The sequence below is a fragment of the Streptomyces sp. NBC_00539 genome (assembly GCF_036346105.1).
GTDB lineage: Bacteria > Actinomycetota > Actinomycetes > Streptomycetales > Streptomycetaceae > Streptomyces.
The window spans coordinates 7,003,183-7,027,796 of the sequence record NZ_CP107811.1 but is presented as its reverse complement, the minus strand read 5'-3'; the positions used below and the strand labels follow the sequence as shown (position 1 = coordinate 7,027,796).

The 24,614-nt window shown below is 68.3% G+C and carries 20 protein-coding genes and 1 pseudogene; 5 read left to right on the top strand and 16 right to left on the bottom strand.

Translation table 11 applies throughout. From position 1 onward, the window contains the following. Positions 1 to 160 precede the first annotated feature (160 nt). Entirely contained in the window at positions 161 to 736 is a 576-nt protein-coding gene (locus tag OG861_RS32065; protein ID WP_329191513.1) for a hypothetical protein, read from the top strand. 78 nt (positions 737 to 814) lie between these two features. Here the strand turns inward: OG861_RS32065 and OG861_RS32060 are convergent. The 7 genes and pseudogenes from OG861_RS32060 to OG861_RS32030 form a co-directional block, all read right to left on the bottom strand. Continuing rightward, a pseudogene (locus OG861_RS32060) lies at positions 815 to 1,060 on the bottom strand (hypothetical protein); the annotation flags it as partial. Positions 1,061 to 1,335: 275 nt separating this feature from the next. After that, positions 1,336 to 1,611, bottom strand: a complete 276-nt coding sequence (locus OG861_RS32055) for a DUF6368 family protein (protein ID WP_329191515.1) — start codon at positions 1,609 to 1,611, stop codon at positions 1,336 to 1,338. 2,063 nt (positions 1,612 to 3,674) lie between these two features. After that, positions 3,675 to 4,169, bottom strand: coding sequence for a barstar family protein (locus tag OG861_RS32050; protein WP_329191516.1), 495 nt, complete (start codon positions 4,167 to 4,169; stop codon positions 3,675 to 3,677). Next, the gene (locus tag OG861_RS32045; protein WP_329191517.1) at positions 4,157 to 8,815 is read right to left on the bottom strand and encodes a putative T7SS-secreted protein; all 4,659 of its coding nucleotides are present in this window, start codon (positions 8,813 to 8,815) and stop codon (positions 4,157 to 4,159) included. Before OG861_RS32045 ends, OG861_RS32050 begins: the two co-directional genes overlap by 13 nt. After that, positions 8,815 to 9,384: a hypothetical protein gene (locus OG861_RS32040; RefSeq protein ID WP_329191518.1), complete on the bottom strand. Its 570-nt coding sequence runs from the start codon at positions 9,382 to 9,384 to the stop codon at positions 8,815 to 8,817. The genes OG861_RS32045 and OG861_RS32040 overlap by 1 nt, the downstream gene beginning before the upstream one ends. Then, positions 9,384 to 9,839 carry an SseB family protein gene (locus OG861_RS32035; RefSeq protein WP_329201924.1) on the bottom strand — a complete coding sequence of 152 codons (456 nt, stop codon included), beginning with the start codon at positions 9,837 to 9,839 and terminating at the stop codon, positions 9,384 to 9,386. The genes OG861_RS32040 and OG861_RS32035 overlap by 1 nt, the downstream gene beginning before the upstream one ends. 299 nt (positions 9,840 to 10,138) lie before the next feature. Then, complete coding sequence (locus OG861_RS32030) at positions 10,139 to 10,927, bottom strand: DUF6461 domain-containing protein (RefSeq protein ID WP_329191519.1); 789 nt, start codon at positions 10,925 to 10,927, stop codon at positions 10,139 to 10,141. Between the two features lie 182 nt (positions 10,928 to 11,109). Between OG861_RS32030 and OG861_RS32025 the strand changes: the two genes are divergently transcribed. From OG861_RS32025 to OG861_RS32015, 3 genes are all read left to right on the top strand, one after another. Beyond that, positions 11,110 to 12,111 carry a hypothetical protein gene (locus OG861_RS32025; protein WP_329191521.1) on the top strand — a complete coding sequence of 334 codons (1,002 nt, stop codon included), beginning with the start codon at positions 11,110 to 11,112 and terminating at the stop codon, positions 12,109 to 12,111. 316 nt (positions 12,112 to 12,427) lie between these two features. Continuing rightward, positions 12,428 to 13,078, top strand: coding sequence for a DUF3223 domain-containing protein (locus OG861_RS32020; RefSeq protein ID WP_330261939.1), 651 nt, complete (start codon positions 12,428 to 12,430; stop codon positions 13,076 to 13,078). Positions 13,079 to 13,296: 218 nt separating this feature from the next. Continuing rightward, positions 13,297 to 13,527 (top strand): hypothetical protein, encoded by a 231-nt coding sequence (locus OG861_RS32015; protein WP_329191525.1) that lies wholly within the window; start codon positions 13,297 to 13,299, stop codon positions 13,525 to 13,527. A gap of 304 nt (positions 13,528 to 13,831) precedes the next feature. On the opposite strand, the gene OG861_RS32010 is transcribed toward OG861_RS32015, so the two are convergent. The 3 genes from OG861_RS32010 to OG861_RS32000 form a co-directional block, all read right to left on the bottom strand. Continuing rightward, entirely contained in the window at positions 13,832 to 14,338 is a 507-nt protein-coding gene (locus tag OG861_RS32010) for a hypothetical protein (RefSeq protein WP_329191527.1), read from the bottom strand. 346 nt (positions 14,339 to 14,684) lie between these two features. Then, positions 14,685 to 15,407 carry a YoaK family protein gene (locus tag OG861_RS32005; protein ID WP_329191529.1) on the bottom strand — a complete coding sequence of 241 codons (723 nt, stop codon included), beginning with the start codon at positions 15,405 to 15,407 and terminating at the stop codon, positions 14,685 to 14,687. A gap of 208 nt (positions 15,408 to 15,615) precedes the next feature. Continuing rightward, positions 15,616 to 15,825, bottom strand: coding sequence for a hypothetical protein (locus OG861_RS32000; protein ID WP_330261938.1), 210 nt, complete (start codon positions 15,823 to 15,825; stop codon positions 15,616 to 15,618). 396 nt (positions 15,826 to 16,221) lie between these two features. On the opposite strand from OG861_RS32000, the gene OG861_RS31995 reads away from it, so the two are divergent. Further along, positions 16,222 to 16,785 (top strand): outer membrane protein assembly factor BamB family protein, encoded by a 564-nt coding sequence (locus OG861_RS31995; RefSeq protein ID WP_330261937.1) that lies wholly within the window; start codon positions 16,222 to 16,224, stop codon positions 16,783 to 16,785. 193 nt (positions 16,786 to 16,978) lie between these two features. Here the strand turns inward: OG861_RS31995 and OG861_RS31990 are convergent, their stop codons facing one another. The 6 genes from OG861_RS31990 to OG861_RS31965 form a co-directional block, all read right to left on the bottom strand. Beyond that, on the bottom strand, positions 16,979 to 17,962 hold the full coding sequence (locus OG861_RS31990; protein ID WP_329191533.1) for an IS481 family transposase: 984 nt from the start codon (positions 17,960 to 17,962) through the stop codon (positions 16,979 to 16,981). 103 nt (positions 17,963 to 18,065) lie between these two features. Continuing rightward, the gene (locus OG861_RS31985; RefSeq protein WP_329191535.1) at positions 18,066 to 20,633 is read right to left on the bottom strand and encodes an FtsX-like permease family protein; all 2,568 of its coding nucleotides are present in this window, start codon (positions 20,631 to 20,633) and stop codon (positions 18,066 to 18,068) included. A gap of 56 nt (positions 20,634 to 20,689) precedes the next feature. Next, positions 20,690 to 21,469 carry an ABC transporter ATP-binding protein gene (locus OG861_RS31980; protein ID WP_329191537.1) on the bottom strand — a complete coding sequence of 260 codons (780 nt, stop codon included), beginning with the start codon at positions 21,467 to 21,469 and terminating at the stop codon, positions 20,690 to 20,692. A 242-nt stretch (positions 21,470 to 21,711) separates the two neighbouring features. After that, positions 21,712 to 22,335, bottom strand: coding sequence for a response regulator (locus tag OG861_RS31975; protein ID WP_443056738.1), 624 nt, complete (start codon positions 22,333 to 22,335; stop codon positions 21,712 to 21,714). A 47-nt stretch (positions 22,336 to 22,382) separates the two neighbouring features. Then, complete coding sequence (locus tag OG861_RS31970) at positions 22,383 to 24,038, bottom strand: sensor histidine kinase (protein ID WP_329191541.1); 1,656 nt, start codon at positions 24,036 to 24,038, stop codon at positions 22,383 to 22,385. A gap of 405 nt (positions 24,039 to 24,443) precedes the next feature. Then, positions 24,444 to 24,599 (bottom strand): hypothetical protein, encoded by a 156-nt coding sequence (locus tag OG861_RS31965; RefSeq protein WP_329191542.1) that lies wholly within the window; start codon positions 24,597 to 24,599, stop codon positions 24,444 to 24,446. Positions 24,600 to 24,614 lie beyond the last annotated feature (15 nt).

Below are 24,614 nucleotides of genomic sequence, written 5' to 3'. Positions count from 1 at the left end.
CTTCGATGACTGGCGCAAGGCCGATGAGGAGAACCGAGCGTTCCTCAAGCTAACCGCCCAGTGGTCGGAGGAAGGCTACGAGCGCCGGTGGAAGCAGAACGAGGAGTCCTTCAGCCGGGTTTTCGACCCTGAGATCCACTACGGCGACGAGCACGTTGACATGTTCGACGACGCCGTAGGTGGACTGTGGCCCTATTCCCATCAGTGGATGGTGGAGGCCTCCGCGTTGAAGAATGCTGTGACGGCGTTCGAGGTGTACCTCGAAAAGGGACTCCGGGAGGTCATCGAGCACTGGAGTGTTGAGATCGAGGGCAAGCAGGGACGGCATCGGCCACGCCTGAAAACGCCGCAGGGCCTCACCTCTCCGATGTGGAAGACCATGACCACCGGTCATTCCGTTCTCGGAAGCACCGTCGCGACGCCCGGCGTCGTGTGGGCCAGGGACCTGCGTCATCTCCTGACTCACCAGAACGGTGAGCTGCGCGTCCAGAAGGCGCTCGACGAGTTCCGGGATGCCGCGGCCGAGGCAGACGCCGACCTACACCAGCAGTCCTACGTTGGCGGACGCGTGCATCTTGGGATCAACCGCGTCGTCGGAGTGCTGGATGCCTTGGCTGCCGTTGTGCGGCACGCTGACGTCCAGATACACAACTACGGGCCTTGGGGAAGGGAACGCAACAATCCGCCCCTCGACAGGCTCGCAGCCGCCAGGTGCCTGGACTTCATCCCCGAGTGAGGGGTCCCTGATCACACGAGAACGGGTTCCGGTTGGAGGCCGACGCCTGCGCTCGTGAGTATGCTCGCGGCCATCGCTTCAAAGGCCGGTGCGGAAGTCGTGCGCGGTGGCTTCGGCCTGGGCGGTGAGGGTGAGGGTGCGCCGCGTCGAGCAGCGGACGCCACGGGTGGCCTCGGCGCCGGGCCGGTAGCCGCAGGCCTCCAGCAGCCATCCCACGCTGGCTCGCCACCTGTGCGTGGGCGTGCGGTAGACCGGGGCGCCCTGGCTGCGTAGTGCATCGGCCTGGTCGTGGGTGACGGTGGGGTTGAGAAAGCAGGAGCCAGCCTGGCGGGCGTCGTGGCCGGTTCGGTGCGGCGCGGCAGCCTCGGCATACGCTGCGCTGGACGGGCAGCCGGCGCATGGCGGCCGGCCCGTGCGGGGGAATCTCGGCGCGACGACCTACACCGTGCCGGCCATCATCGTCCTGCTGAGCTGGGTCATCCTGGGTGTCCGCGTACTCATCAGAATGCTCTGAGCTACGGATGAACGTGCCCAGTTGGACGACCGGAGAGTGACCGCCTCGAGGCCGCGCCACGCCGAGGTGCGGTGCATGGGTGTGCCTACTTGATGAGGTGGAAGTCTGGGTGGTGCAGCCAGGCGGTGAGGAACTCCTGGTCACCGACATGTCGGATCCAGCGGTCGCCCCCGCCAGTGTCGTAGGAGACTTCCCTGAGGATGCCCGGGAGCGATGCCACTATCGCCCGCGCTCGGTCCAGGTCGGCAGCTTCCTGCCTCCGACCGCCAGGGGTATATCCAAGGATTCCCTCGAAGTCGATCATCACGTTGAGTTGCCGGGCGAGGGCAAGAGCGAGGTGGCCGAGCAGAGTGTGGTTCACCGGCAAGACGATCGTGAATCGACTGGGCCTGGTACGTCGGTTCGCCGAGTTCACTGGCACGTATCCGTGGGACTGGACGCCCGAGGACGTCGAGGCGTACTTCTCGACTCGGCTCTCCCGCGGTGAACTCGCCTGGTCGACCGTGCGAGGGCAGCAGGGCTCTCTGGAGATGTTCTGCGCGTTCATCACCGATGGGCGCTACGGCTGGGCGGCGGGCTGCCTGGAGGAGTTCGGCCGGTTCCCGGTCCAGGTGTGCCACGACTGGAACACTGCCCAGCACGTCGCCGTCTACGAAGGCCGTCCGGGCAGGCGCGCGTTCACCTACGACGAGCTCCAGACGCTTTTCGATGCGGCGGATGACCGGGTGGAACAGATCCGTAAGCGGGGCCGGAAAGGGGTTCTGGCCGCTTGGCGGGACTCTGTTCGCTGGTCAGCGGGGCGTCCACTGCGCCACGCTCGGTCCAGGCACTCATCGACACCCTCGCCGAGGCTGGTGTCGCCAGCGTTCGCCAACCCGCCTGTCTGCGGTGCAGCCGTGTCAGACCGCTACGGCGAGCCGTGCCCGGGGGCAGGGGCTGCCTCGGCTGCGAGGGCGTCTTGGCCGCGCAGGCGAACGTCGGCCCCTGCACTGTCTGCGAGGAGACTCGCCCACGCCCGAGCCACAGCACGTGCGGACCATGCCGCCGAGCCCAGCTCTCGGCCGACCGGGCCTGCTCGCTCTGCGGGAACCGCTCGTTCATGGACCCGTGCGCGAACTGCCGGCCACGACCGATGGTGCCGTGCACACTGTGCCGGACTAGCGCACCGGTATGCGCTCAGTGGCCACTCGGTCCGGTCTGCGGTCAAGTTCGGCCATCCTGAACTCGAACTGTTGTTGACGCTGCAGGAGGCTCTCCTCACGACGCTGTGCAGCCTGTTCCCGCTCCTCCTACCGCAGCAGTGTTTGGCGTCGTTCCTCTGCTTGCCTTCGATGCAGCAGTAGCGGCCCGAAGACTGCGCCCCCTGCACCGACGACAGCGCCGCCGACTGCTCCCATCAGCGCGTACAGCGCTCCTGCGTCTGCCATAGCGCACATTCTGCACGGCACTCACGAAAGGGTGGGAGTCGCCGTCCTGAATGGCCGCGGACCGAGGGTGCCGGGGCCAGCGCCGTTAGGCGGGGGCTCAGGACGTGCACTGGCTAAATGCCAACCGCAGCAGGGGTTCCTACTATCCGATTCTCGCGCAGCTCTTGGGGAACATCGCGAAGTGTTACTGGAGAAGGATCATCTTGCGGAGTGGTTCGATGCGACAGCCCAGTGGCCGGATCTGCCTGGACACCGAAAGCCCCGGCCAGCAGCAGCTCCAGTCACGGTCTTGGGCGACGCGGAGCCGGACATCGTGAAAACTCGGTGTGGAGGTCTCCAACGCCTGGAGTCGGCGCGACAAGCTCACTGCTGACCAGCTCGCCGCCCTCGCGAAGCGGGGGGTGGGTGAGGGGGTGGGCTCCGCGTATGGAGCCCACCCATTCACTTCTTCGGGCGCCGTACGACGCGCCGGGGGGTAGCCAGCCGAGCAATCTTGTCTCTGCCCAGCTTGTCCGAGGTCCCGGCGAAGGCGCGTACCGTCTTGAACAGTTCCCGGTCCGAGCGGGCGGTCAGCTTGGGCTCGATGATGTCGAGCAGCTTCTTCCACCGTGCCCGAGGCTTGGCGGACCAGGGCTTGGCGAAGACAGGCGACTCGCAGCACGCGGCTGGCCTGGCTGCTCGTCAGCTCCCCGAACAGCTCGTCGTAGTTGGGTGGCTGGCATCCGCACCCTGCTTCCAATGCACCCTGTTCAAATGAGTCTCCATTGCGTGCAGGCTACACTCCAGCCAGCGGTCGCCGGTCAGCCGCGAGAGCGCCTTGCTGACGGCGCCTTCGGTGACTGATTTGGTGCTCTGGTCGGCCACTGGTTCACTCCGGCTCGCCGTCCTCGTCCAGTTCGGGCGCGTCCGGATCGCGCAGCGAGCGCAGAGTGCCAGCGACGGGAATCTGAGTCGAAACCCAGCTGCTGTTGCGGCATAGCTGGTGCCAATATAGGGGCTAAAAGTTGGCTGGGACCTGAAGTTCTTCAAGCCGACGCGCGAGACTAGGTGCGGACTCTGTGTCGCAGGACAGGATAATGGACAGTTTACTGAGCGTCACGCCCTCGGGGCGCTTAATGTAGGACCATCGATGACCAGCGCGCCACAGGGCCGCGAAAAACGCCTCGCGAGCAATGCCATCCTCGGAAAGGATGTTTTCGGCGGACTTGATGATCAGGACGTGCCGGTCAGATGAAAGCCATTGGAGATCGCGAAGGCAATCGTAGAACGCATCCCAATTCCATCCAAAATAATCAGGAAATTTCAGCACTTCCCAGAAGTGCTGAAACGTTGCCATCTCGTCGGTCATATCTTGACCGTTTAGATACGCCACGTAAACGCTGCCCGACGCGGGCAAGAGTTCATCGAGAGGTACGCCACCGCCTGGCGTGATGACATGCATCCACGGGGCGATATGGATTGCCGATGCCTCTTCTTTCATCACTCCACCCATCTTGGACTCCTGCCCACAATGTACGTCTGATAGTGAGTTGGAGTGTAGTACGCTGACCCATCGCTGCCGAACACCCAGCGCTCGTTGCCCGGCGCGGGATTGTCCGGTGATGGGTAGGTCCCATATTCCTGATAGGTGATCGGCTTGCCAGACGGTTCACGGGTGGGGAGTACATGCCCTCCGTTCCTGCCATCGTTCGCGAACGATTCGGTCCACCATTTCGGCCCATGGAAGCCTGGCCCGCCCCACCAGCCCATGTTGTATTTCTCCACATCCCGAAGGACTTCCATGGCCTCCGCTGGGATGGACTCGGGTACCCAACCGTGAATCTTGCTCACGTCCCCCAGCGTTTCTCCAGGCGTAAAGGCCGGACAGCCTGCCAGCCCCATGGGGTCGACCCACATGTGGGGATTAGGGATGTAGGCCACCGGGTTGGGCGCTGGGGTGAGACCCAGAGGGTCAGGACTGAGGTAGCGGGCGGTTTCGGGGTCGTAGTGGCGGAAGTAGTTGTAGTGAAGGCCCGATTCCGGGTCGAAGTACTGGCCTGGGAAGCGAAGTGGGGTGTACGCCGTGCTGGTGGACGCCCAAGTGGTGGTGCCCCACAGGGTGGTGCGGGTGTGCCAGGCCAGTGCGCCGGACTCGTCGATCAGTTCTGTGGGGGCGCCCACCAGGTCGGTGATGATGGTGAAGAAGCGGGTGTCTATAACCTCTTGAGGTGTTTCCAGGTCCAGAAGGCGTTCCCTCTGGGTCAGGGGCTGCAGACCCTTGTGGTCCCAGGTAAGGACTATCAAATGAGAGAGGTCCGGCGATTCCGTCGTCTGTTCGCATAGGGTCGCGCCATCCCAGGTGAACGTGACGTGTTCGAGGACCGTCGTGCCGTCGGCGGCGAGGCGCTGCTTGGAAGTACGGCGGCCAAGGGCGTCGTAACCGTAGCGCCATACAGCACCGTCGGGTGTGGTCACCGAACGCAAGCGGTCTTCGGCGTCCCACTCATAGCGCCAAGTGTCCGGCTTGCTGGAGAAACGAGTCCTCCGGCGGAGCGTGACGCGGCCCAATGCGTCGTGCTCGTAGTGCGTCCTACCGGCGCGAGTGATCGTCGTACCGGTGTACTCACGAGGGCCCACGGCCTCCTGGCCGGGGTGGGTCGACGGCCAGGAGGCCGTCGTCTGGTTGCCCGCCTCGTCGTAGGCGTACCGTTCGGTCCAACCCTCCGCTCGGACGGCAGTGACCCGGCCGGCCTCGTTCAGGTCGAACGCTTTGGCGCCCGCGAGCTGGTCGTTCAGGCCGATCAGATTGCCGTCCGCACGGTATGCGTAATCGCGGCGCTGAATGCTGTGACCGGTACCAGTGACATGTTGGGTGGTGAGGCGGCCCCCGTGATCGTAAGAGGACAACAGCGTGACGGTGTCGCCGATCCGGCGGGTGATCTCCTGGCCGATCGCGTCGTAGTCGAAGACAATGGTGCGGCCGGACGTGGTCAGGGACGTGCGGCATCCGACCGCATCGTAGGTCCAGCTGCTGACCGCCCCGGTCGGGGTCGTACGGGCGGTGCGACGGCCAAGTTCGTCGTACGCGTACGCCGTGGTCCGGCCGTCGACGGTCTCGAACTTGAGGCGGCCATACCGGTCGCGGAGGCGCGTGACTGTGGCATCCGCGTTGACCGCTTCCGCGAGCTGGTCGCCGGAGTCGTACGCGAATGTCGTCACCGCGCCAGCGGCGTCCTTGCGGATGACGCGGTTCAGCTTGTCCCGCTCGTATCGGGTGGTGTGGCCGATGGCGTCCGTCCGGGAGATGAGCCGCCCCGCTGCGTCCCTCTCGTACGTTAGAGTCCGTTCGCCGAAGTCGCTCTCCGACGTGACCCGGCCGACCGGGTCGTACACGTAGTCCCATGTCAGGCCCTGGGGGTTGGTGACCTGAATGAGGTGGAGATCGGTGTCGTACCTGAACTCGTAGCGGAAACCGTCCGGCCCGGTGCGTGCGGTCGGGACATCGAAGTCCGCATATTCGAAAGTCGTTGCCCCGCCAACGGCGTCGATGTGGGCGACGCAGTTGCCCTCGCCGTCGTAGGTCCACGACTGCACGCTGCCGTCGGCCTCGACACGGCGGGCGAGCTTGCCCTCGACCGTCCACTCGAGGCGCGTGACGGCACCGAGCGCGTCGCTGATCGACACGGTCCGGCCGAAAGCGTCACGCTCGTAGCGCGTGGTCGCCCCCAGCGGATCGGTGATGGACAGGGGCAGACCGGCCTTGTCCGAAACGATTGTCGAGGTGTACCCGAGCGCATCGGTGACGGAGGTGACGGTGCCGGTCTCGTCGTAGGTGAAGTGAGTGGTTGCTCCGGACGGCTCTGTTACCGACGTCCGGTTGCCGTTGTTGTCGAAACTCTGACGCGTGACATTGCCGTCGGTACCAACGATGCGTATCGGGAGCCCGAGTGCGTTGTACTTCGCCCGCGCCTCCCGTCCGTCCGGGCGCTCTACCACGGTGACGCGGCCCTGTTCGTCGAAGGTCGCGCGGCTCACGTGGCCCAGCGGATCGGTCCGTGACAACAGTCGGTTGTGGCGGTCGTACTCGAAGCGCGTGACCGCCCCCAGAGAGTCGATCTCGGCGACCACCTGGGACCGGTCATTGATCAAATGATGCTCGGTGTGCCCCAGACCGCTGGTGACGGTGGTCATGCGGAGCCCGGTTGCGGGATCGACATCGTCCCAGGTGAAGGCGGATTCGAGGTGTCCGTTAGTGCCTGACTGGTAGGTGCAGCGGTCCTGATCGTCGTAGACGTAGTCGAAGCGGCTACCGTTAGTGTCGGTCCACGAAGTGATGCGGCCGTGTTCGTCGCAGCCGAATCTCAGGGGTCGGCCGGAGGAGTTGGTAACCGAGGTGAGATGGCCGTCGGTGTAGCCATAGCGCAGGATCTCCTGGTCGGATCCTTGCCACCCTCCTCCCGTGAGGTGCAGGGCCGTCACTCGGTCTTCGTCCGTGGTGAGTTTCAGGTGGTAGCCACCGTGGTGGATGATCGCCGTCGGGTTACCCGCCTCGTTGTACTCGAAGATGATCCATCGGCCGTTGCGGTCGTCGATCTGGGCGAGGAGCGCATGCTCGTCGCTGTGATCGGTGAAGTGCCAGACTTTGCCGGTGCCAGGATCGGTGATGGTGTAACCGCCCGGGACCCGGTCCAGCGGCCACTGCCGACCGTGCGTAGGCATGACCGGGACCCCAGGAGCCGGGTGGGGATAAGCGAGGAGGCTTCCCTCGTCACAGCTGAAGATCACGCCCTTCGAATCGATCTCCAGCCGCTGGTCCACAGTGGAAGACCAGGTCGGGCCGAACCAGCGCCCGGAGCGGCGTGAGGAATCGAAGGTGCGCCGGAAGACGAGTGGAAGCGAGCCGGGCAGGGCGATGTCAATCTTGGGGAGTAGCATGCGGCCGGTCGCAATGTCGACCGGGTCCCTCTTGCACACCGTCTCACTGCACCGCTTACCGTTGCTGTCCGGGTTCTGCTCATGATCCCTACGGCTACCGCCCGGCTTCCTCTCGTCAAGGTATTTCGCGGCCGAGCCGGCCTCTTTGAGAGCGTCCAGTCCCTTTGATCCGGCAGCGTCCGCAAGGATCTTGCCGATGCCTTCGTTGGGGTCTTTCATGAACTCGTCGAGGAACTGCTTGCCTGCGCCCCACGGATCGTTGACCGCCGTGACCAGGCCCGCGGCAGTCGAGTTGAGGCTCGTTGCGTACTCGGCGGGATGGGTCAGATTATAGGGGTCATAGGGGTTCAGGCCCCGGGCGAAGTCGAGGAAGCCGGCCGCACCCTTGATCACTCCGCCCGCCAGGTGGGTCATGGCAAGGCTGTTGTAGAGCATGCCGTTTTCGAACTGTTTGGCGTACGAGGGCTTGGGCGGGGCGGCCTCGCGTGCCGCGCGGACTGCTGTGGCCGCGGTCTGGGCTTGCTCGTTGCGTTGATTGCGGGCGTTGTCGAGTTTGTCCTGCGCGGCGGTGGCCATGGCGGTGCCGGGGTCGTCGTAGGTTTCCGACGGGCGCGGCGGCAGGTGGTCCTTCTTGGCGCGGATGGCGTCGTTGTAGGTGTCGACGAGTTTCTTGTGCGCGTCGTAGGCGTCCTGGGACGCCTTCTTGGCCTGGTTGTACTCCTCCAAGGCCTCTTTGGCCTGGCCTTGTGCCCATTCGACGGTGTCGGCGAAGCGGCCCATAGCGTCGGCGGCCTTCCCGAACGCCTCCGCCGCCTTGAACCAGCGCGGCGGCTGCTTGGACACCGCCTTGGCGAACGCCTCGGCCGCCTTGCCCTTTAGGCCGGCGGGCTCGGTCATGGCCTTCAGCCCGTTGCCGACCGACTCGAACGCCGTCTGGAAATCGTTCAGGTGGGAGACCTGTGCGCGGATCTTCGGCACGCTGCCGTAGACCAGCTTCCTCGGATCCTGGGTCTGCCCGAGTTCGAGTTCGGTGACGTTCGCGCCGAGTTGGTTGGCGGCGGAGCGGCTCTTGTCGCGGATCCAGTTCCCGGCGTCGTCCAGGCCGACGTCATCGGCGAGGTCGGCGACCTTGTTCCCGCCCCATTGGACGACGACGCCGACCTTCTCCGCGCTGTCTTCCGCGATGTCCTCGACGAAGTCCGGTATGTAGTCACCCCAGCCCATCAGCGGTTTTCCCCATACCTCTCGGCCTGCTCGAGCAGGTCTTTGATCGAGCCGATCTTCCCCGTCGAGGTCACCGTGTCTTTGGTGTCCGACCAGGTCTTGCCGATGTCCTCGTTGCTCTTGAGGAACGACTGCGGGCTCAGGTCCGGCTTGTAGACGTCGGCGCGGAAGATGTCACCCCAGGACTTCTCCTCGATCTCGTCCTCGGCGGCGTGCGGATTGCCGTACAAGGAGTTCGCACCGACCTTGAACGCACCCTGGAGATAGTGGTCTTCCTCCCACACCGTCCCCGCGGCGATCCCCAGATTGGCGGCGAGCGCTGATGCGTCCAGGATGAGGGAGCGCACACCCCACTCCCAGCCTTCGCAGAAGTCCTCGAAGTCCTTCGACAACCCGCTGTGCCCAGTCTCCATCGCTGTCATCGACAGATTCTCGAAACCCGCTCCCATCTCGGCGCCAGCCGCGTCCCCCGACTCGCGAAGCTCGGAGATCGCCGCCCGCAACCCCTTCTGGATCGCGGCCACCGCCTGCGGCGACACCTCAAGGTCACCATCACCGTCAGCGGCCATCACGCCACCCCCGCCGCAGCCTCGTGGTCGGCCTCGGGTCCGATGTCCACGGCGCACACGTCAGGAACGATCCCGGCAACTGGGGGGAAGAGCATCGACCCGTTCCCGTCCGCGACATTCACCGCCACACCGGCAGGACCACCCACCTGGGGAACGATCGCGTCGACCAAACGCGCACCCAGGACCGCCAGATACGGCCATTCCCGGCCCGCGTCCCCCCGCGCCACGGCAAACCGGGCCAGTGCCTCCTCGTCGGTGAACGCGTACAGCCAGCGCACACCCCCCGACATCGCCGACATCAACCCGTCCTCGCCACCGGCTGATCCCACGGCAAACGGGACGAGCAACAGAGCCCGCCGAAACTCCCCCACCAAACTCCCCGGATCCCCCGATCCCGAACGGAACGCCGCTATCTCCGCAGCCAAACCCACGACCCCTCGCCCCCACAAGGCCATCAACAACCCGAAAACCGAACATTAACGACTAAGACGAACAAGCCACCGACCAACCAGCCCAGCGAATACCAGGACATCCCGGCTGCGTGACCGGTACCGGACCGGTCCGACGAGCGCTGCCTGCGCCCGTACGGCGTCGCCCTGCCACACGAGCCGGCCGACGTCGCCGGCGTCACGTTCCCCTTCGGCCGCTTTCGCCGTGCCGCCCATCTCCCGCACAGGCCGTTCCAACACCACCGCCGCGGCCTCCAGGACCTGGGTCCGGGTCTTGCCCGTCGAGCCGTACTTGCGTGTTGTCGTCACCGGCACCGCGTGCCCCTCCTGTCGGGCGACACGAAAGTGTCGGTGATTGGCGACACCTCGTGTGTCAGAGCTGATCTCGCCGCAGTTGTGTATATGTCCGCTCGCCGTGCGCGTCCGTGATGTCGATAGTGACGCTCTCCCACGACGGGTTCCTCCGGGACTACCCCCAACTGGTACTCGGACTCCGCCAGCAGCTGCGCGGTCACCCGAACACCGGTGAGACGCTCCGCAAGCGCCATGACCGCCGCCTTCGTGTCGACGCTCGGATCCGTGTCCCCTGAGGAGTTGAGGCCGACCGCCCCCATCATGGCGTTCAGTTCATCGGGGGTGCTGCCGGACCGGTCCGCCGGCCATTCGAAGGTGGTCCGCAGCTCGCCGTTCTCATACCAGTGGAAGAAGTCCATGGGCTTCCCCCCGTTGCTCGAATGCGAGACAGCACGCGTCCCGGCGGACAATGCCTCCATGAGGCGCGGGCGCGTGCCCAGATCCCCTCCGAACTCCAGAGCGAGCGTCCACTGGCCGTCCTCACCCGGCACAGTGAACGCTCCCGCAAGGAAGGCATCGGGCCACTCCTCGAACCCGTCGAGAAACTCCTGCTGCTCGAAGATGAGATCGCCGAGCCCCTCGCACTCCTCATCGCGCGGCTCGGCCCCCACGATCCGGAACAACTCCGAAGGCGAGAGGCCACGCACCAGCGTCAGGGTGTACCCGACCTCCAGCCCGTAGGCGAACGGCGAGGCCGGGGAACGTATCCAGCTGTAATCGGCTGCGGTGGCGGAAGTCATGCAGCGCATCCTGTCAGCACCTACTGACACACCTCATGTCGCCGACCGCTGGCATCTCACGTCGCCACCCACTGACGTTCTGACGTCGTCCCGGACACCTCCCCGCCCCGCATCGACACCGACCTCCGTCCAAGACCGTGGAAAGAGAGGTGTCGAGGCAGCGGTACAGACAGGGGACAGACATGGAGGGAAGGCTGGGCAAGCCCGGCTTGCCCAGCCCCAAGCCGGCTTGGGGCGGCCCGGCGGTACTGCCCTTCAAGATCGACGGACCTGGAGGCCTCGAACCCAAAGACCTCGACCGCCAGCTACGCAAACCGCTCACCGCCCTGGACAGCGCACACGGCGATTTGGCCGCACACCATGCCCGTACCTACTGCGGCACGCAGGCCCAGGACGAGCTGTTGGTGATCGGCACAGCAGCACTCCTCACCAATGACTTCAAGCGACGTCAACCAGGACGCTTCCGACGCCCTTGGCAGGCTGCCTGGGAGGAGCTCTGCGACGAAGCCATCACACACTGGGAGCTGACGCAGGGGGCCATCGGCACATCACGGACGGGCTTCCGGTACGACTTCGATCGCTGGTGCCAGAGGTGGCTCGAGGAGCTCGTCTCTCTTTCACCGGTCGAGTCCCAGGGCCACGCCTCACCTACCGCGGCCCGGTGGGCACGAGCCAGGCACACGCTTGAACACGAAATCAAGCAAGACATTCCGGATGAGCCCTGGGTAGCCAAGCTGGCCGACCGCCTGCATGACGTAGGCCGCGGAATGGTCACCGGCATCGCGGCCTCAACCAGCGAGCATGTCGTCGTGGTCTACGACGGGCGCGAGGTGATCGACCTCCCGTGGCCGGCACAGTTCCTGCTCTGGGCTCAGTACCCCGGAGGCACCCGCCATGTCGGCACAACCCAGCACCACCTGACAGCCGTCCCCCGACTCTTCACTCTCCTCGACAGCCTCTCGCACCGGTCCCTGGCAGTGATCGGCGCCGCCACCTGGCAGGACTCCCCTGCCGTGTACCAAGAAGCCATCAGCAACGTTCCCAAGGCGGCCTTCTCACCAGACGCCCGCTGTTGGTGGGCCACAAGTGCCGCACGCCGTCTGGAACACCTCATCCAAATGGCACGCTCCGATGCCCAGACCACAAAACAAGAAGAACAACGCGCACACGCCCCCTGGCGTTAGCGGCTCGAAAGCGACACCAGTCCACACACCCGCCGATCACCCTCCTGACCGGCACAAACACGGTCCGCGAACCGGAAAAGCGCTTCGGTGTCTTTAGACCGAAGCGCTATCTCCAACACCGCCCGGATCCTCAGGCAACCTGCAACAACACCAGGCGAGCCCCCTCCGAGCGTGCACAAGCCCCTCTCAACCAACCTGCAACACCCCAGCTCAATCGCTTACCCCACACCCCAGCTGGACTCCCCCTCAGCGACAGCCGAATAGACCAGAGCCTGGGTGGGCAACACTGCCGCACACAGGATTAGGAGGGGACACGTTGCCCAAGTTTTGGATCGGATCGCGGGAGTACCCGTCGAAAAGGGCCGCGCAGGAAGCTGTCCGCGACGTGCTGTACGGATACAGCGTGGGCAGCATTGTGGACCAGGAGGCGGATCACCTGCTCCTACTGGACCTGCTCGACCTGCACGCAGAGGCCGACATCAAGATCGGCGTGGGCGTGGAGGCCTTCGCGATCGCGCCACCGCTGCAGGGGCCGTACCCGGGATTCGAAGTGATCCGCACCGACAGCACCCGGATCGACTTCTCCTACTTGGCCTGCCTGAAACCGCCGACCTATCGCCAGCAGGTCTCTGCCGCGATGCGTTTCGAAGTCAAGGACGAGGTGAGCGCCTACTTCACTTCCCGGGTGGCGGCGGACACCCTGGTCTCGGACGAATCTGGGAGGGAGCTGGACATCACCGACACCCACGTCAGCTACTTCCGAGGCCCGTCGTTCGCGGAACTCGCGGCGGCGTTCACTGAGGAAGTCGGCGGATGGGGCGCGATCGAGCTGACCACGTCGAGCGACCCAGGTCGGGGGCAGTTCACCGACCGCGCGCTCGCTGAGCGGTGGCGCAAGTACCACCAGGAGCACGCGGTCCTCGGGCTGCTGTCCTCACAGGAGAACCTGCGCCGCCCACGCAGGTGACTAGCTCCGCTGCCTCAGGTGATCCGGGCCCAGTTGCCTGCTAGTCCTGCACGTTGGTGATCTGATCGAGAGCAGGTCCAGCGCGGTGCACGCCTCACCCGCTCGGCGGGCGAACTCGGGGACGTCGACGTAGAGAGGTCAGGGCGGCCCGGTACCATCGCTCCACCCTGATCTTTGACCATGCTGTAGCGCAGAGCCTGGCCGCTCGGGTCCAAGGAATGGACCTCGTCGCAGAGCGATGTGACGTCGCCCTGCAGCCGCATCCGGAACATCGGCGCGAGGTCGACGAGATAGCCGCCCAAGACGCTCAGCTGATGAGTCTTAGCGAGATTCTTGCCGACTTTCTCCACGATCTCGGGCGCCTCATCGCCCGGCGCAACCTCGACCTGATGCTGTCGACCAAGGCGCGCAACACTACTTTGAGCCCCAGTTCGAGAGCGTGCCGATAGTTGTACAACACGACCAACACCAACGAATCGTCCATACCTTTGGCGGACCAGCGTTCAGCCAGAAGGTCGGCAGCCGTACGGAACGCGAACGCAAGCTCCGCATCGGTTTCCAGCTCCGGCACAGCAGCCCCAGAGGGCGAGACAACAGGCCGCCCGCCGAGGATCGCATAGTCCTCTGTCCAAGGACTCGGGCACGACCGGAAGAATACGGCACGATGGGTCATGAGGAACATCTTGAACGCCCAGGCGACGGGGTGGAAGCGATTTCAGTCCGTCTCGCAGGCCACCCCACTGCATGACAGTCCTACTTGGATTCCTCGGGATCGCCCTCGCTCACTCCACCGATTTTGCCGCCGACAAATACAACGCCCAGCCCGAGGGCGGCTACACCGGCGGCTGCGACCACCTTCATCCCCGCCCCCAGGAACTGCTTGCTCTCGCTGTCCTTCTCGTTCACCTGCCGCACGTTTTGATCGAGGCGGTCGTGGAGGGCTTCCCGCTGCTCCCAGCTGAGGTCGTCCCGACCAAGGTCGGCCCGCAGGGCGTCCCGCTGGTCCTGTGAAGCCTGGTAGAAGTGCTTCTGACTGTTCTCATTGGCTGCGAGGGTGGCCTTGTGGGCCTCTGTGACCGCATCAATGTCGGCCTTGCCCAGGTCCTTGAAGGCTGGGAACTGCTCGATGAGCTTGAGCCGCACCTCAGCGGCCATCTCAGGCATCGCTGCCGCGAACCTGAGCACCTTGTCCTTGGACAGGTTCCGCCAGTTCGGGATGCCTAACTTCCGTTTGAGCGCTGCTTCGTTGACGTCGTTCATTCCCCGACTCCGTTCGTCGTCCCGTGAGGCATTCCGGATAGTAGCGGTGCCCACGGACTTGAGGCGGCGGCATCGGAGCACTCTCGAAGTAGGGCTGGCCGCGGTGCGCAGTGCCGCTTCGGGGCCGGCAACGGCAGGCCGGGGCCAGCGGCCGCTCCGTGGGCCGCCGCCCCGCCGGTGGGAGGTTTCAGCTGCTGGGCGACAGGAACTGCCGGTCCGGCTCGACGCGCGAGGTCAGGTCCGGAAACAGGTGACGGACCTGCCGTTCGGCCCAGGGCCCCGCAATCAGGCCATTGTCTGCAAGAGGGGCGATCGAGACTTCACCAGGTGGCACGGCCTTAAGTCCTCACCCCGGGCCGTCGGCGGCGCTCTCGCCGCTCTCCCGGGCCCTGGCCAGGACCACGCAGGCCAGCAGCGCGACGGCCAGGGCCAGGGCCCACGCGGCGCCGTGGCGGAGCGTCAGCAGCGCGCCGGCGAGGGCTCCGAGCAGCAGGGCCACGACCGTCACGAGCCGGCGCAGCGGCGCCGGCCCCCACCGGTCGGCTGCCAGACCGGTCAGGGCCCTGGTGACGACGGTGGTGGTCAGATCGGGGATGGACAGCCGGTGCACGACGGCGTTCTGGAGCCCCATTCCGAGCGCGAGCAAGGCGATCATGCCCGGAGGTCCGCCGCCGGCCGCGCTCAGCGCGAGCGCGCCGCCCACAAGCAGGGTCTGCACTCCGACGAGCGGCGCGAACATCCGGGCGGCCCCGGTGGCGCGCCGCAGTCGCCCGGCCGCGGCGGCGCCGGCCAGGAAGGCGCCCAGGGCCAATAGGGAATCGGGGGCCGACAGGGACCGGTCCCCGGCCAGCGCGAAGCCGAGGAAGACGACGTTGCCCGTCATGTTGGCCACGAATACGTGCCTGAGCCCGAGGTAGCTCACCGCGTCGACGACACCGCTCACGAAGGTGAGGACGATCAGCAGCGGCGCCAACACCTCGTGCGGGGACCGCGCCCCGCCCGGCTCCGGCGGGAACAGCAGCGCGGCCAGCGGCAGCAGGATCCCGCGTCGGCGCCGGGTGGGGGTCATGGGGTCCTCCCCTCTGGTCATGGCGCGGGCGAGTCGGGTCCCGGATGACGGCTCTGCCGGAGCGAACGGGGCTCGGGACTCGTGGACTCCCGGCGAGAGCGAGGGCGCGGGAGAAAGGGCCTCCGGTCCTGGAGATCGTAGCGACCTACACCTGCAACACATCACGATTGCTGGTGGGGGCGCCTCCTCTCGCGTGTCGCTTCGGCGGTCAGGCCGCCAGGGTCAGGGCCAGCCGGTAGAGGTAGTCGGCCGCGGCCTCCTCGCCGATGTGGCGCCGCAGCGCGTCCCCGCGGCCCAGACCAGAGGACCTTCCTCTGCCTCGCCGCGGGACGCCTCGGCGACGATTTCGGCTGCGCTGAGCTCCCAGAGCCCAGCGCAGCCGTACGGCGCGCACCAGGACGTCCCGGCCGGCGAGCACGCAGAAAACACAGGACAGGCTTTTCCGACTACGCGTCGGCGCCATCGACGAACTCGACGCAAGGCGTCAGCACGGCACCTCGGGTGCCCGCTACCGGGGCCAGATGGGGCGGGGTGCATGCCGTTGATGGTCAGGTCATAACCATCCGCTCGCAGGGTGTTGCGCTTCGGCCCTACGCGAGCGGCACCGCGGGCCGCCCCGGTACGCCGAGCGGCCCGGGGTCGGACCCGTTCGAGGCCGCGCGGGTCCGCGCCGGCGACGAGCGCACCCTGCCCGAGATGACCGACGAGCAGCTCGGCGCCGCGCTGCGGCCCGGGGTGCTCGACGAACGCGGCCGCGACCGGATCCCGGTCCTGGGACACCGTCGTCGGGGGCCGCCTGTGCTGGGATGGCCCAATGATCGCCACAGTGCTCTGGGAGCGCGAACTGCACCAGCGGGGCGGCACTTCCGCTTTCGTCGTGGGGCCGGACTGTGTCGTCCTGCACGAACGGCACACCCGGCTGGTCTGCCTGGAGCGCACCGACGGCGCGGTGCGCTGGGACGTCCCGCTCGGTACCTGGCCGCGCGGGATCGTCCTCGTGGGGGACCGCGTGCTGGGGTTGCCGCAAGCACCGAACCTGCTGTCCTGCATCGATCTGCGGACGGGTGCGACGCTGTGGAGCGCCCCGACACCGAGGTGGACGGGGAACCTCGCGGTCCACTCGGACACGGTGGTGATAGGCGGTTGGCGCGGCTACACCCCGATGAGTGGCCTGGACCTCGCCGACGGGAGCCTCCGGTGGACGACACAGTCGCCGGTGGCGTCCGTACGAACTCTCGCGTGGGCCGGCGGGGTGCTGACCGGCAGCGGGTCCGAGGCGGTGCTCCTCGATCCGGCCGACGGGAGCGACCTGGCGCGGTGGCGGCTGCCTACGCCAACGGCGGCATCCGGCGGTTGGGACCCGACGGCCGGACGGTAGAGGGGTGTTCCCTGCCGGGTCGGCGCCTGGACGCGCTGGCCGCCGCCGGCGACGGCGGGCTGTTCTTCGCGGCGAAGGGCACCTTCGGCTCCTTCACCTTCACCCCGAAAACCCGGCGGCCAACCACATCAGCAGCCAGCGCGGGAGCCCTCTCCGTCTGCGAGCCCACTCGGCAAGATCCGAAAGAGACGGCCTAGGTGTATTGACTCGCAGCGTTGTTCACACGGGTGATGGGTGGGTGTCCGTCGAGTGCGGTGTGGCAGCGGTGGTGGTTGTAGGTGTGGAGGAAGTCTGTCAGGGCTGCGGTTCGCTCGCTGGTACTGGTGTAGGGCCGCTGGTAGGCCCATTCGTCCAGGAGGGTGCGGTTGAAGCGTTCGACCTTGCCGTTGGTCTGGGGCCGGTAGGGCCTGATCTTCTTGTGGGTGATGCCGGCCGCGGTCAGGGTCTGGGTGAAGAGTTTCGACTTGTAGCAGGCGCCGTTGTCGGTCAGGACGCGTTCGACGGTGATGCCGTGGGCGGTGAAGAAGGCGTGAGCCCGTTGCCAGAAGCCGGCGGCGGTCTCCTGCCGTTCGTTGGTGAGGACTTCGCTGTAGGCAAGGCGGGAGTGGTCGTCGACGGCGGAGTGGACGTAGCTGTAGCCGATCACTGGCGTACTGTTTTTGCGCTGGGTGGTGGTGGCCTGACGGTTGTGGTCGCCGTCAGTTCGGCCCACTGCCCGCCAGCCGCCGCCGTGGGGGATGTTGCCGAGCTTCTTGATGTCGACATGGACCAGCTCGCCGGGCCGGGCACGCTCGTATCGCCTGATCGGCTCTCCGGTGGGCCGGTCCAGCCAGGCCAGGCGGTGCAGGCTGTGCCGGGTCAGGATCCGGTGGACGGTCGAGGCGGGCAGGCCGAGGATCGGGCCGATTCGTGCGGGGCCGAGTTTGCGGCTTCGTCGCAGGTCACAGACTTGGGCCTCGGTCGAGGGCGGCGTCCTGTGGGGGGTCGAGCGGGGGCGGCTGGAGCGATCGTGAAGCCCGGCGTTGCCTTCCGTTCGCCAGCGGCGGACCCATTTGTGGGCGGTGGCCCGCGATATGCCCATCTCGGCCGCCACATGGGCGACCGGACGCCCGGCGAGGACACGTTCGACCAGTAGCCGCCTACCGAAGACAGTCAACCGGGCATTACGGTGGGACACGAAGGCCTCCGTGCGGTGAGTTCCTAGACAGCTCCCACCTCACCGGAGGTCTTCGTCATGTTCAAGACCAGCCGAATGTCAACAACGCTCGTGATCAATACACCTAGGCCTCCGTGACGGCTCGTAGGGGGCTGAGGGCCGCGGCCCGGCGGGCGGGGAGGGCGGCTGCGGCGGCGCCGACGCCCAGGGAGAGCAGCACCACGCAGGCGAGGGTGCCCCAGGGCACGGTGAAGGAGTACTGCGGGATCGCACCGTTGGCCAGTCCGCTGACCTTCCACGCCCCGAACAGACCACCGGCCAGCCCGAGCAGGGTGCCGAAGGCGGCTACGCAGACGGCCTCCAGGAGGATCATCCAGCGGACACCGGAGCGGTCCATGCCGATGGCCCGCAGGACGCCGATCTCACGGGTGCGTTCCGAGACCGACATGGCCAGGGTGTTGACCATGCCGAGTGCGGAGACCAGTACTCCGATCGCGAGCAGCCCGAACACCATGGCCATCAGGTCGCCGGCGACGCCGGCCTGTTCCTCGACGAGCTCCGCGCGGCTCTGGACCTTCAGCAGCGGGCTGTCGCTCACCGCGGCGCGTAGACGCTTCTCCAGGTCCTTCGACACCGCGCCGTCGGCGGTGCGGACCAGGATGCGCTGCACGGAGTCGGGCAGGAAGCTGCGCCCCTGCACGTCGCCGCGGTATCCGATCGCGTCCTGGGCGGTGGGGTTGTCCCGGTAGACGCCGACGACGGTGTAGTACTCCTCGCGGTCGCCGGATCCGGGGCCGATGCCCGCTCGGATCCGCCCGCCAGTGGTGACGTGCAGGTCCCGAGCGAAGGTCTGGGAGACGGCTATGGCGCCCGGGCGCAGGGCTGCGGCGGAACCGCTGAGGAAGCGCAGCTCCATCACCTCGCCGACGGTCTTCGGATCGATCCCGGAGATGGTCCTGACGCGGCCGTCGGCGTCGATGGTGGAGTCCGCCACGGCGGAGGCGGTCCGCACCCCGGACACGTCGGCGACGCGCCGGACGTCGGCGGCGGCGACGGCCGTGGTGGTGTCGCGGGCGCTGATGACGTAGTCGGCGCTCAGCCCGGCGGCGGCCTGCGCGTTGAGGGCCGAGCTGGTGGACCGGTCGATGACCGCGAGGCCGGAGACCAGAGCCGTGCTGAGCAGCAGGGTGGCGGCGGTGGCCGCGGTACGGCGCGGGTCGCGCAGGGTGTTCTCGCGGGCGAGGTCGCCCGCGACGCCGAAGCGCCCGGTAAACCGGCCCAGGGAGCGGATCACCGGGGCGGCGAGCAGCGGGGCGCTCATGATCAGACCGAGCACGAGGAGGCCGGCGCCGCACATCGCGTTCCGCAGGTTCGCGTCGGTGGCGCTGGTGGCGCCGCCGAGCGACAACAACAGCCCCGCGCCCAGCGCGACCAGGACCAGCCCGATGCCGGCGCGGACGCGGGACGCCGCGGCGGACGGCGCCTGCTCGGCCGTGCGCATCGCCTCGATGGGAGCGATCCGGGCCGCGCGCCGCGACGGCAGCCACGCGGCGAGCACGGTGACGCCGACGCCCACGACCAGCGAGGCGAGGATCGTGACCGGTCCGATCACGAGAGGCCCGTCGGGCAGCAGGTCGCCGGAGGTGCCCAGTACGCCCGGCAGCACCACCGCCACCCCGAGGCCCGCCACGAACCCGAGGACGGACGCGGCGAGCCCGACCAGGGCGGCCTCGGCGAGGACCGAGCGGACCACCTGCCGGCGGGTCGCGCCGATCGCGCGCAGCAGCGCGATCTCCCGGCCGCGCTGTGCCACGAGCATGGTGAACGTGTTGACGATGAGCAGCGCGCCGATGAACAGCGAGACCACGGCGAAGAGCACCGGCAGCCGTTCGTAGCTGTGGATCCGGCTGTTGACGTAGACGGACTGCTGGTCGGCCTGCGCGGCGCCGGTCACGGCCTCGGCGCGGTCGGGCGGCAGCACCGCCGTGACCCGCTGGGACAGCAAGGACTGGCTGGTGCCGGCCGTGGCGGTCAGGTCGATGCGCCCGTAGTGCCCCGGCGCGGCGAACAGGTTCTGCGCCGTGTCCTTGTCGAAGACCGCCAGCGTGCCGCCGGCGTTGACCCGGCTGTCCTCGGTGGACACCAGGCCCACCAGGCGCATCCTGAGGACCGGTCCGTCCTTGGCGAGGGTGACGGTGTCGCCGAGGACGTAACCCGCCGCGGCCGCGGTCCCGCGGTCCAGGGCGACCTCACCGCTGTTGCGGGGGGCGCGCCCGGCGGTCAGCGGGTGGCGGTCGTCCTTGCCGTCGGGCCCGGGAACGTAGGCGGCGCCGAACCGGCCCATCATGCTCGTGGCCCGCATCGGTGAGCCGTCCTTGGCGGCCAGGGTGACCGAACCGTCCGCCGCTGGGCTGACGGAGGCCACACCGGCAACGGCGGACAGCCGGCGTACGAGAAGCTCGTCGAGCGCGCCGTACTGCTCGTTCTCCTGAGCGCCCGGACGGGACTTCGCGGTCACGCTGACGTCGATGCCCGCGTAGTCCTGTGACATGGAGGCGCGGTAGGCGGCGGTGGTGGAGTCGGCGAAGACCAGGGAGCCGGTGATGAACGCGACGCCGAGGCAGACCGCGAGCACGGTCATGATCAGTCGCGCCTTGTGCGCGAGGACGTTGCGCAGGGATGTTCGCAGCATGGTGGGCTTTCCGGGAGTGCGGGGGTGCGGGAGGTCGGTGACGAGCGGGGAACGCGTCAGGCGGTGCGGCCCTGGGCTTCGAACGCGAGCATCCGGTCGAGCACGGCGTCGGCGGTGGGGTCACGCAGCTCGTCCACGAGCCGGCCGTCCGCGAGGAAGACCACCCGGTCCGCATGGGCCGCCGCCACCGGGTCGTGCGTCACCATCACCACGGTCTGGCCCAGTTCCCGCGCCGAGTCGCGCAGGAAGCCCAGCACCTCCGCCCCGGACCGGGAGTCGAGGTTGCCGGTGGGCTCGTCAGCGAAGACGATCTCCGGGCGGGGCAGCAGTGCACGGGCCACCGCGACCCGCTGCTGCTGGCCGCCGGAGAGCTCGGACGGGCGGTGCGAGAGCCTGCCCGCCAGCCCCACGGTGGCGACGACGGTGTCCAGCCAGGCCTCCTCCGGGCGGCGGCCCGCCAGCCTCAGCGGCAGCAGGATGTTCTCCAGTGCGGTCAAGGTGGGCAGCAGGTTGAAACCCTGGAAGACGAAGCCGATCTTCTCCCTGCGCAGCTCGGTGAGCTGTCGGTCGTTCAGCGCGGACAGTTCGGTACCGCCGATCCGGGCGGATCCCGAGCTGACCGGGTCCAAGCCGGCCATGCAGTGCATCAACGTGGACTTGCCGGAGCCCGAGGGGCCCATCACGGCGGTGAACCGGCCCCGCGCGAACTCCACGGACACCGCGTCGAGCGCGGTGACCCGGGTTTCCCCCTTGCCGTACGTTTTGGTCAGGCCGGACGCACGTGCGGCCGGCTCCGGGGAAAAGCTGCTGGGGGAGGGGAGGGAGGCAGTGGACATCGGAACTCCGCTTGGCGTGGCCTGGCATGGCGTGCGACGGCCCGCGACGAGCGCCGCGAGCCGGGGACGCCTCCATCCTCACGGCCCTGAACTGCGCAGACATCGTCCTGCGGACGGCAGTCGGCCTCTGCCGAAGGACCGGCCGGCGCCGCCTCAGCTCTGCCGAAGGTCTGGGACCCGGCCGGGGAACTCCGCCCCGGGGCAGAGGCGCGGCGGGCGGGCTGCCGGCCTGCGCGACCGCGTCAGGAAGCCAGACCGGCCCGGTGCGCCAGCAGCGCGGCCTGGACCCGGCTCGCCGAACCGGTCTTGTCCAAGATGGCCCCCACATGGGTCTTCACCGTGCCGATCCCGATGCCGAGCCGCTGCGCGACGTCCTGGTTCGACAACCCCTGCCCGAGCATCGCCAAGACCTCCCGCTCCCGGGTGGTGAGCCGGCCGATCCGCTCGTCCCGCTCGGCCTCGGCGTCCTGCACGGGCTCGGAGCGCAGCATCCGGGAGATGACCGTCCCGGTCACGCCCGGCGAGAGCACGGCGTCCCCGGCTGCGGCCGATCGGACGGCGCTGATCAGCTCCTGCGGTCCTTCGTCCTTCAGCAAGAACCCGGCGGCTCCCTCCCGCAGTGCCCGCAGCACGTTGTCGTCGTCACCGAAGGTCGTCAGCATCACCACGCGGGGCGCGGGGTCGAGGGCGAGCAGCGGCGCGATCGCGGCCAGCCCGTCGCACACCGGCATCCGGATGTCTACCAGAGCCACGTCCGGTCGGTGCGCGGCCGCCTCCACGACCGCCGCGTGGCCGTCGGCGGCCTCTGCCACCACCTCGATGCCCTCGGCATGGCGCAGGATCAGCCGGACCCCGTGCCGGATCATCGCCTCGTCGTCGGCGAGCAGGACGCGGATCGGCTCGGTGGGCTGGTTCACTTGGTCTCCCAGGGCGGTGCGTCCCGTACGGACGCGACGGTGAAACGGTCGATGGAGATGAGGCGCTGCGAGGCGTCGAAGCAGTAGCGGGTGACGGCGAAGGCACCGGGGCGGGGGCCGGTTCCCGCGGGCGGGTACACGCACCCCGTCGCGGCGACGGGGCGCGGTGGTTCGTGTCCAGTGGCCGCGGCACGTACGGCCGGATTGTCGAAGACCCCCTTCAACTCCTCGTAGCTCATGCCGAGGCGGGGCTTCGGCGGCTGGACGACGCCCCTCGGCTGGCCGTACACCAGGCTGATCGAGAGCGCCATCAGCACCCACAGCGCCACGGCCCCCAGACCGGACGCCAAGGCCCTGACGGTCCGAGGAGCGTGCGCTAGGGTCCCTGCGGCGGTGTCGAACGCCTCCGGCGGGGAGGCCTCCGCGCCGGGGGCGAACGGATCGCGCACGACGGCGTCGTCCGGCTCCGCCGGGACGGCCGCCGACACGCCGAACCCGCCGGACGGCAGCGCACCCGCCTCGAAGACGCCGCCGAGCAGCTCGACCCGCTCGCGCAGGCCCGGCAGGCCGCGCCCGGTCCCGACACCATCCGGTGCCGGTGTCCCGGCACGGGCGGCCGACGCGCCGTTGCGGACGGTCAGACGCACCATCCGGTCCTCATGCTCGACCCGCACGAGCACGGGGGAGCCCGGCGCGTACCGGTGCACGTTCGTCAGCGCCTCGCGCACCACCCGGTGCACCGCCCGCCGTACCGGCGCAGGCCGCGCGTCGAGATCGGGGCCGCTCCACTCCAGGCGCACGGCGATCCCGCCACCCCGGGACTCCGCGACCAGCGCCTCGACGTCGGCCCGGGTGCCGGTGGCGTCGGTCAGCGCGTCCGGCCCGGTGTCCCGGCCCAGCGGGCCGAGCACCCCTAGAGCCTGCCGCAGTTCGCGCATCGCGTCCCGGGTGGTGCGCCGTACCAGGAGCGCCTCCTCCCGCAGCCCCGGATCGGCCTCGCCGAGGGCGAGTTCCAGGCCGCCGGCGTGCAGCGAGATGAGGCTGAGCCGGTGCCCCACCAGGTCGTGCATCTCGGCGGCGATCCTGGACCGCTCACGGGTGCGCGCCTCGCTGTCCGCGGACCGGCGGGCGCGCTCGGCCGCGTCACCGCGTTCGCGCAGCGCCAGCAGCAGTCGGGCCTGCTGCCCGTACACCGTTCCGACTAGGCCGGGTACCACCACCGCCGTCACCGCCAGCACCACCGCCAGCTCCGACGCGTGGACGACCGAACCGGGGCCGACCCGGGGTTCGGTCGCGACCGCCGACAGCAAGATCAGCAGGCTCGCGCCGCCGAGCAGCCGGGCGTGCCGGCGCGGGCGCCCCGCGGCAATCGCCGCCGCGTACGAGGACGCCGCCGTGACCGGGCCGACGACGGGCGCCGCGCCGGTGAGGACGGCGAGGACCAAGAGCACCACGCCGGGCCGGCGCCGCCGCAGGGGGAAGAGCGCCCCGGCCACCGCGATCGCGCACAGCTGGAACCCGGGGTGCGGCAGATCCCACCACCGCAGGGCGACCGCGAACAGGCACAGCGCGGCGGCCGTCACCCCCGCGGTCTCGCCGGCGGCCCGGCCGATTCCCCGGCCGGTACCCGCATGACGGGCCGGACCTGCCACTCCGGGAGGGACGGGTCGACGGAAACGGCTGATGAGCGACACATCGCCCAGTATCGATCCCGTCGGGCGGCCGGGTGTCGACCTGCGGACCGATCCCGGCTATGTCTTTGGGCAGAGCCGGGCGGGCGCGGAGCACCGAGCCGCGGCCCCAGTCGGCACCGAAGCCGAGGACGGAAGTCGCCGTACGGCGCCCGCGCATAATCGTGTGCAACCGGCGCACGGTCGCGTTCATCTTCCGCGCCGACGAGTGGGCGGCGAAGAAGGCCGCCCGGCAGGCCGTGGAGACCGTACTCGGCTGGGACCACCACCGGGCTTGGCCGTGGCAGACCTCGCGGTGGCCGTCGAACAGTTCGTCGAGGCCGCCGTCGCGGATGGCGGGAAGCTGATCAGCGTGCATCTCGGTGATCAGGAGCAGAGAGGGTCCTGGTGGCCGTCCTGAGCCATCTGTGCGCGGCGCCGGACGACGCCGTGCTCGGCCGGGGTGGCGACGTTGGCCACGGTCGACTCGGTCGGTACGGACAGCGCGGAGGACGGACGAAGGATGTGGGCCGTTCTGGACACGGCACCCCGGCGCAC

Coding starts and splice junctions, on each gene's coding strand:
- OG861_RS32065 (WP_329191513.1), top strand. CDS start 161: ATGTTCGACGACGCCGTAGGTGGACTGTGGCCCTATTCCCATCAGTGG.
- OG861_RS32050 (WP_329191516.1), bottom strand. CDS start 4,169: ATGGGTGGAGTGATGAAAGAAGAGGCATCGGCAATCCATATCGCCCCG.
- OG861_RS32045 (WP_329191517.1), bottom strand. CDS start 8,815: ATGGGCTGGGGTGACTACATACCGGACTTCGTCGAGGACATCGCGGAA.
- OG861_RS32040 (WP_329191518.1), bottom strand. CDS start 9,384: ATGGCCGCTGACGGTGATGGTGACCTTGAGGTGTCGCCGCAGGCGGTG.
- OG861_RS32035 (WP_329201924.1), bottom strand. CDS start 9,839: ATGGCCTTGTGGGGGCGAGGGGTCGTGGGTTTGGCTGCGGAGATAGCG.
- OG861_RS32030 (WP_329191519.1), bottom strand. CDS start 10,927: ATGACTTCCGCCACCGCAGCCGATTACAGCTGGATACGTTCCCCGGCC.
- OG861_RS32025 (WP_329191521.1), top strand. CDS start 11,110: ATGGAGGGAAGGCTGGGCAAGCCCGGCTTGCCCAGCCCCAAGCCGGCT.
- OG861_RS32015 (WP_329191525.1), top strand. CDS start 13,297: ATGGACCTCGTCGCAGAGCGATGTGACGTCGCCCTGCAGCCGCATCCG.
- OG861_RS32010 (WP_329191527.1), bottom strand. CDS start 14,338: ATGAACGACGTCAACGAAGCAGCGCTCAAACGGAAGTTAGGCATCCCG.
- OG861_RS32005 (WP_329191529.1), bottom strand. CDS start 15,407: ATGACCCCCACCCGGCGCCGACGCGGGATCCTGCTGCCGCTGGCCGCG.
- OG861_RS31995 (WP_330261937.1), top strand. CDS start 16,222: ATGATCGCCACAGTGCTCTGGGAGCGCGAACTGCACCAGCGGGGCGGC.
- OG861_RS31985 (WP_329191535.1), bottom strand. CDS start 20,633: ATGCTGCGAACATCCCTGCGCAACGTCCTCGCGCACAAGGCGCGACTG.
- OG861_RS31980 (WP_329191537.1), bottom strand. CDS start 21,469: ATGTCCACTGCCTCCCTCCCCTCCCCCAGCAGCTTTTCCCCGGAGCCG.
- OG861_RS31975 (WP_443056738.1), bottom strand. CDS start 22,335: ATGATCCGGCACGGGGTCCGGCTGATCCTGCGCCATGCCGAGGGCATC.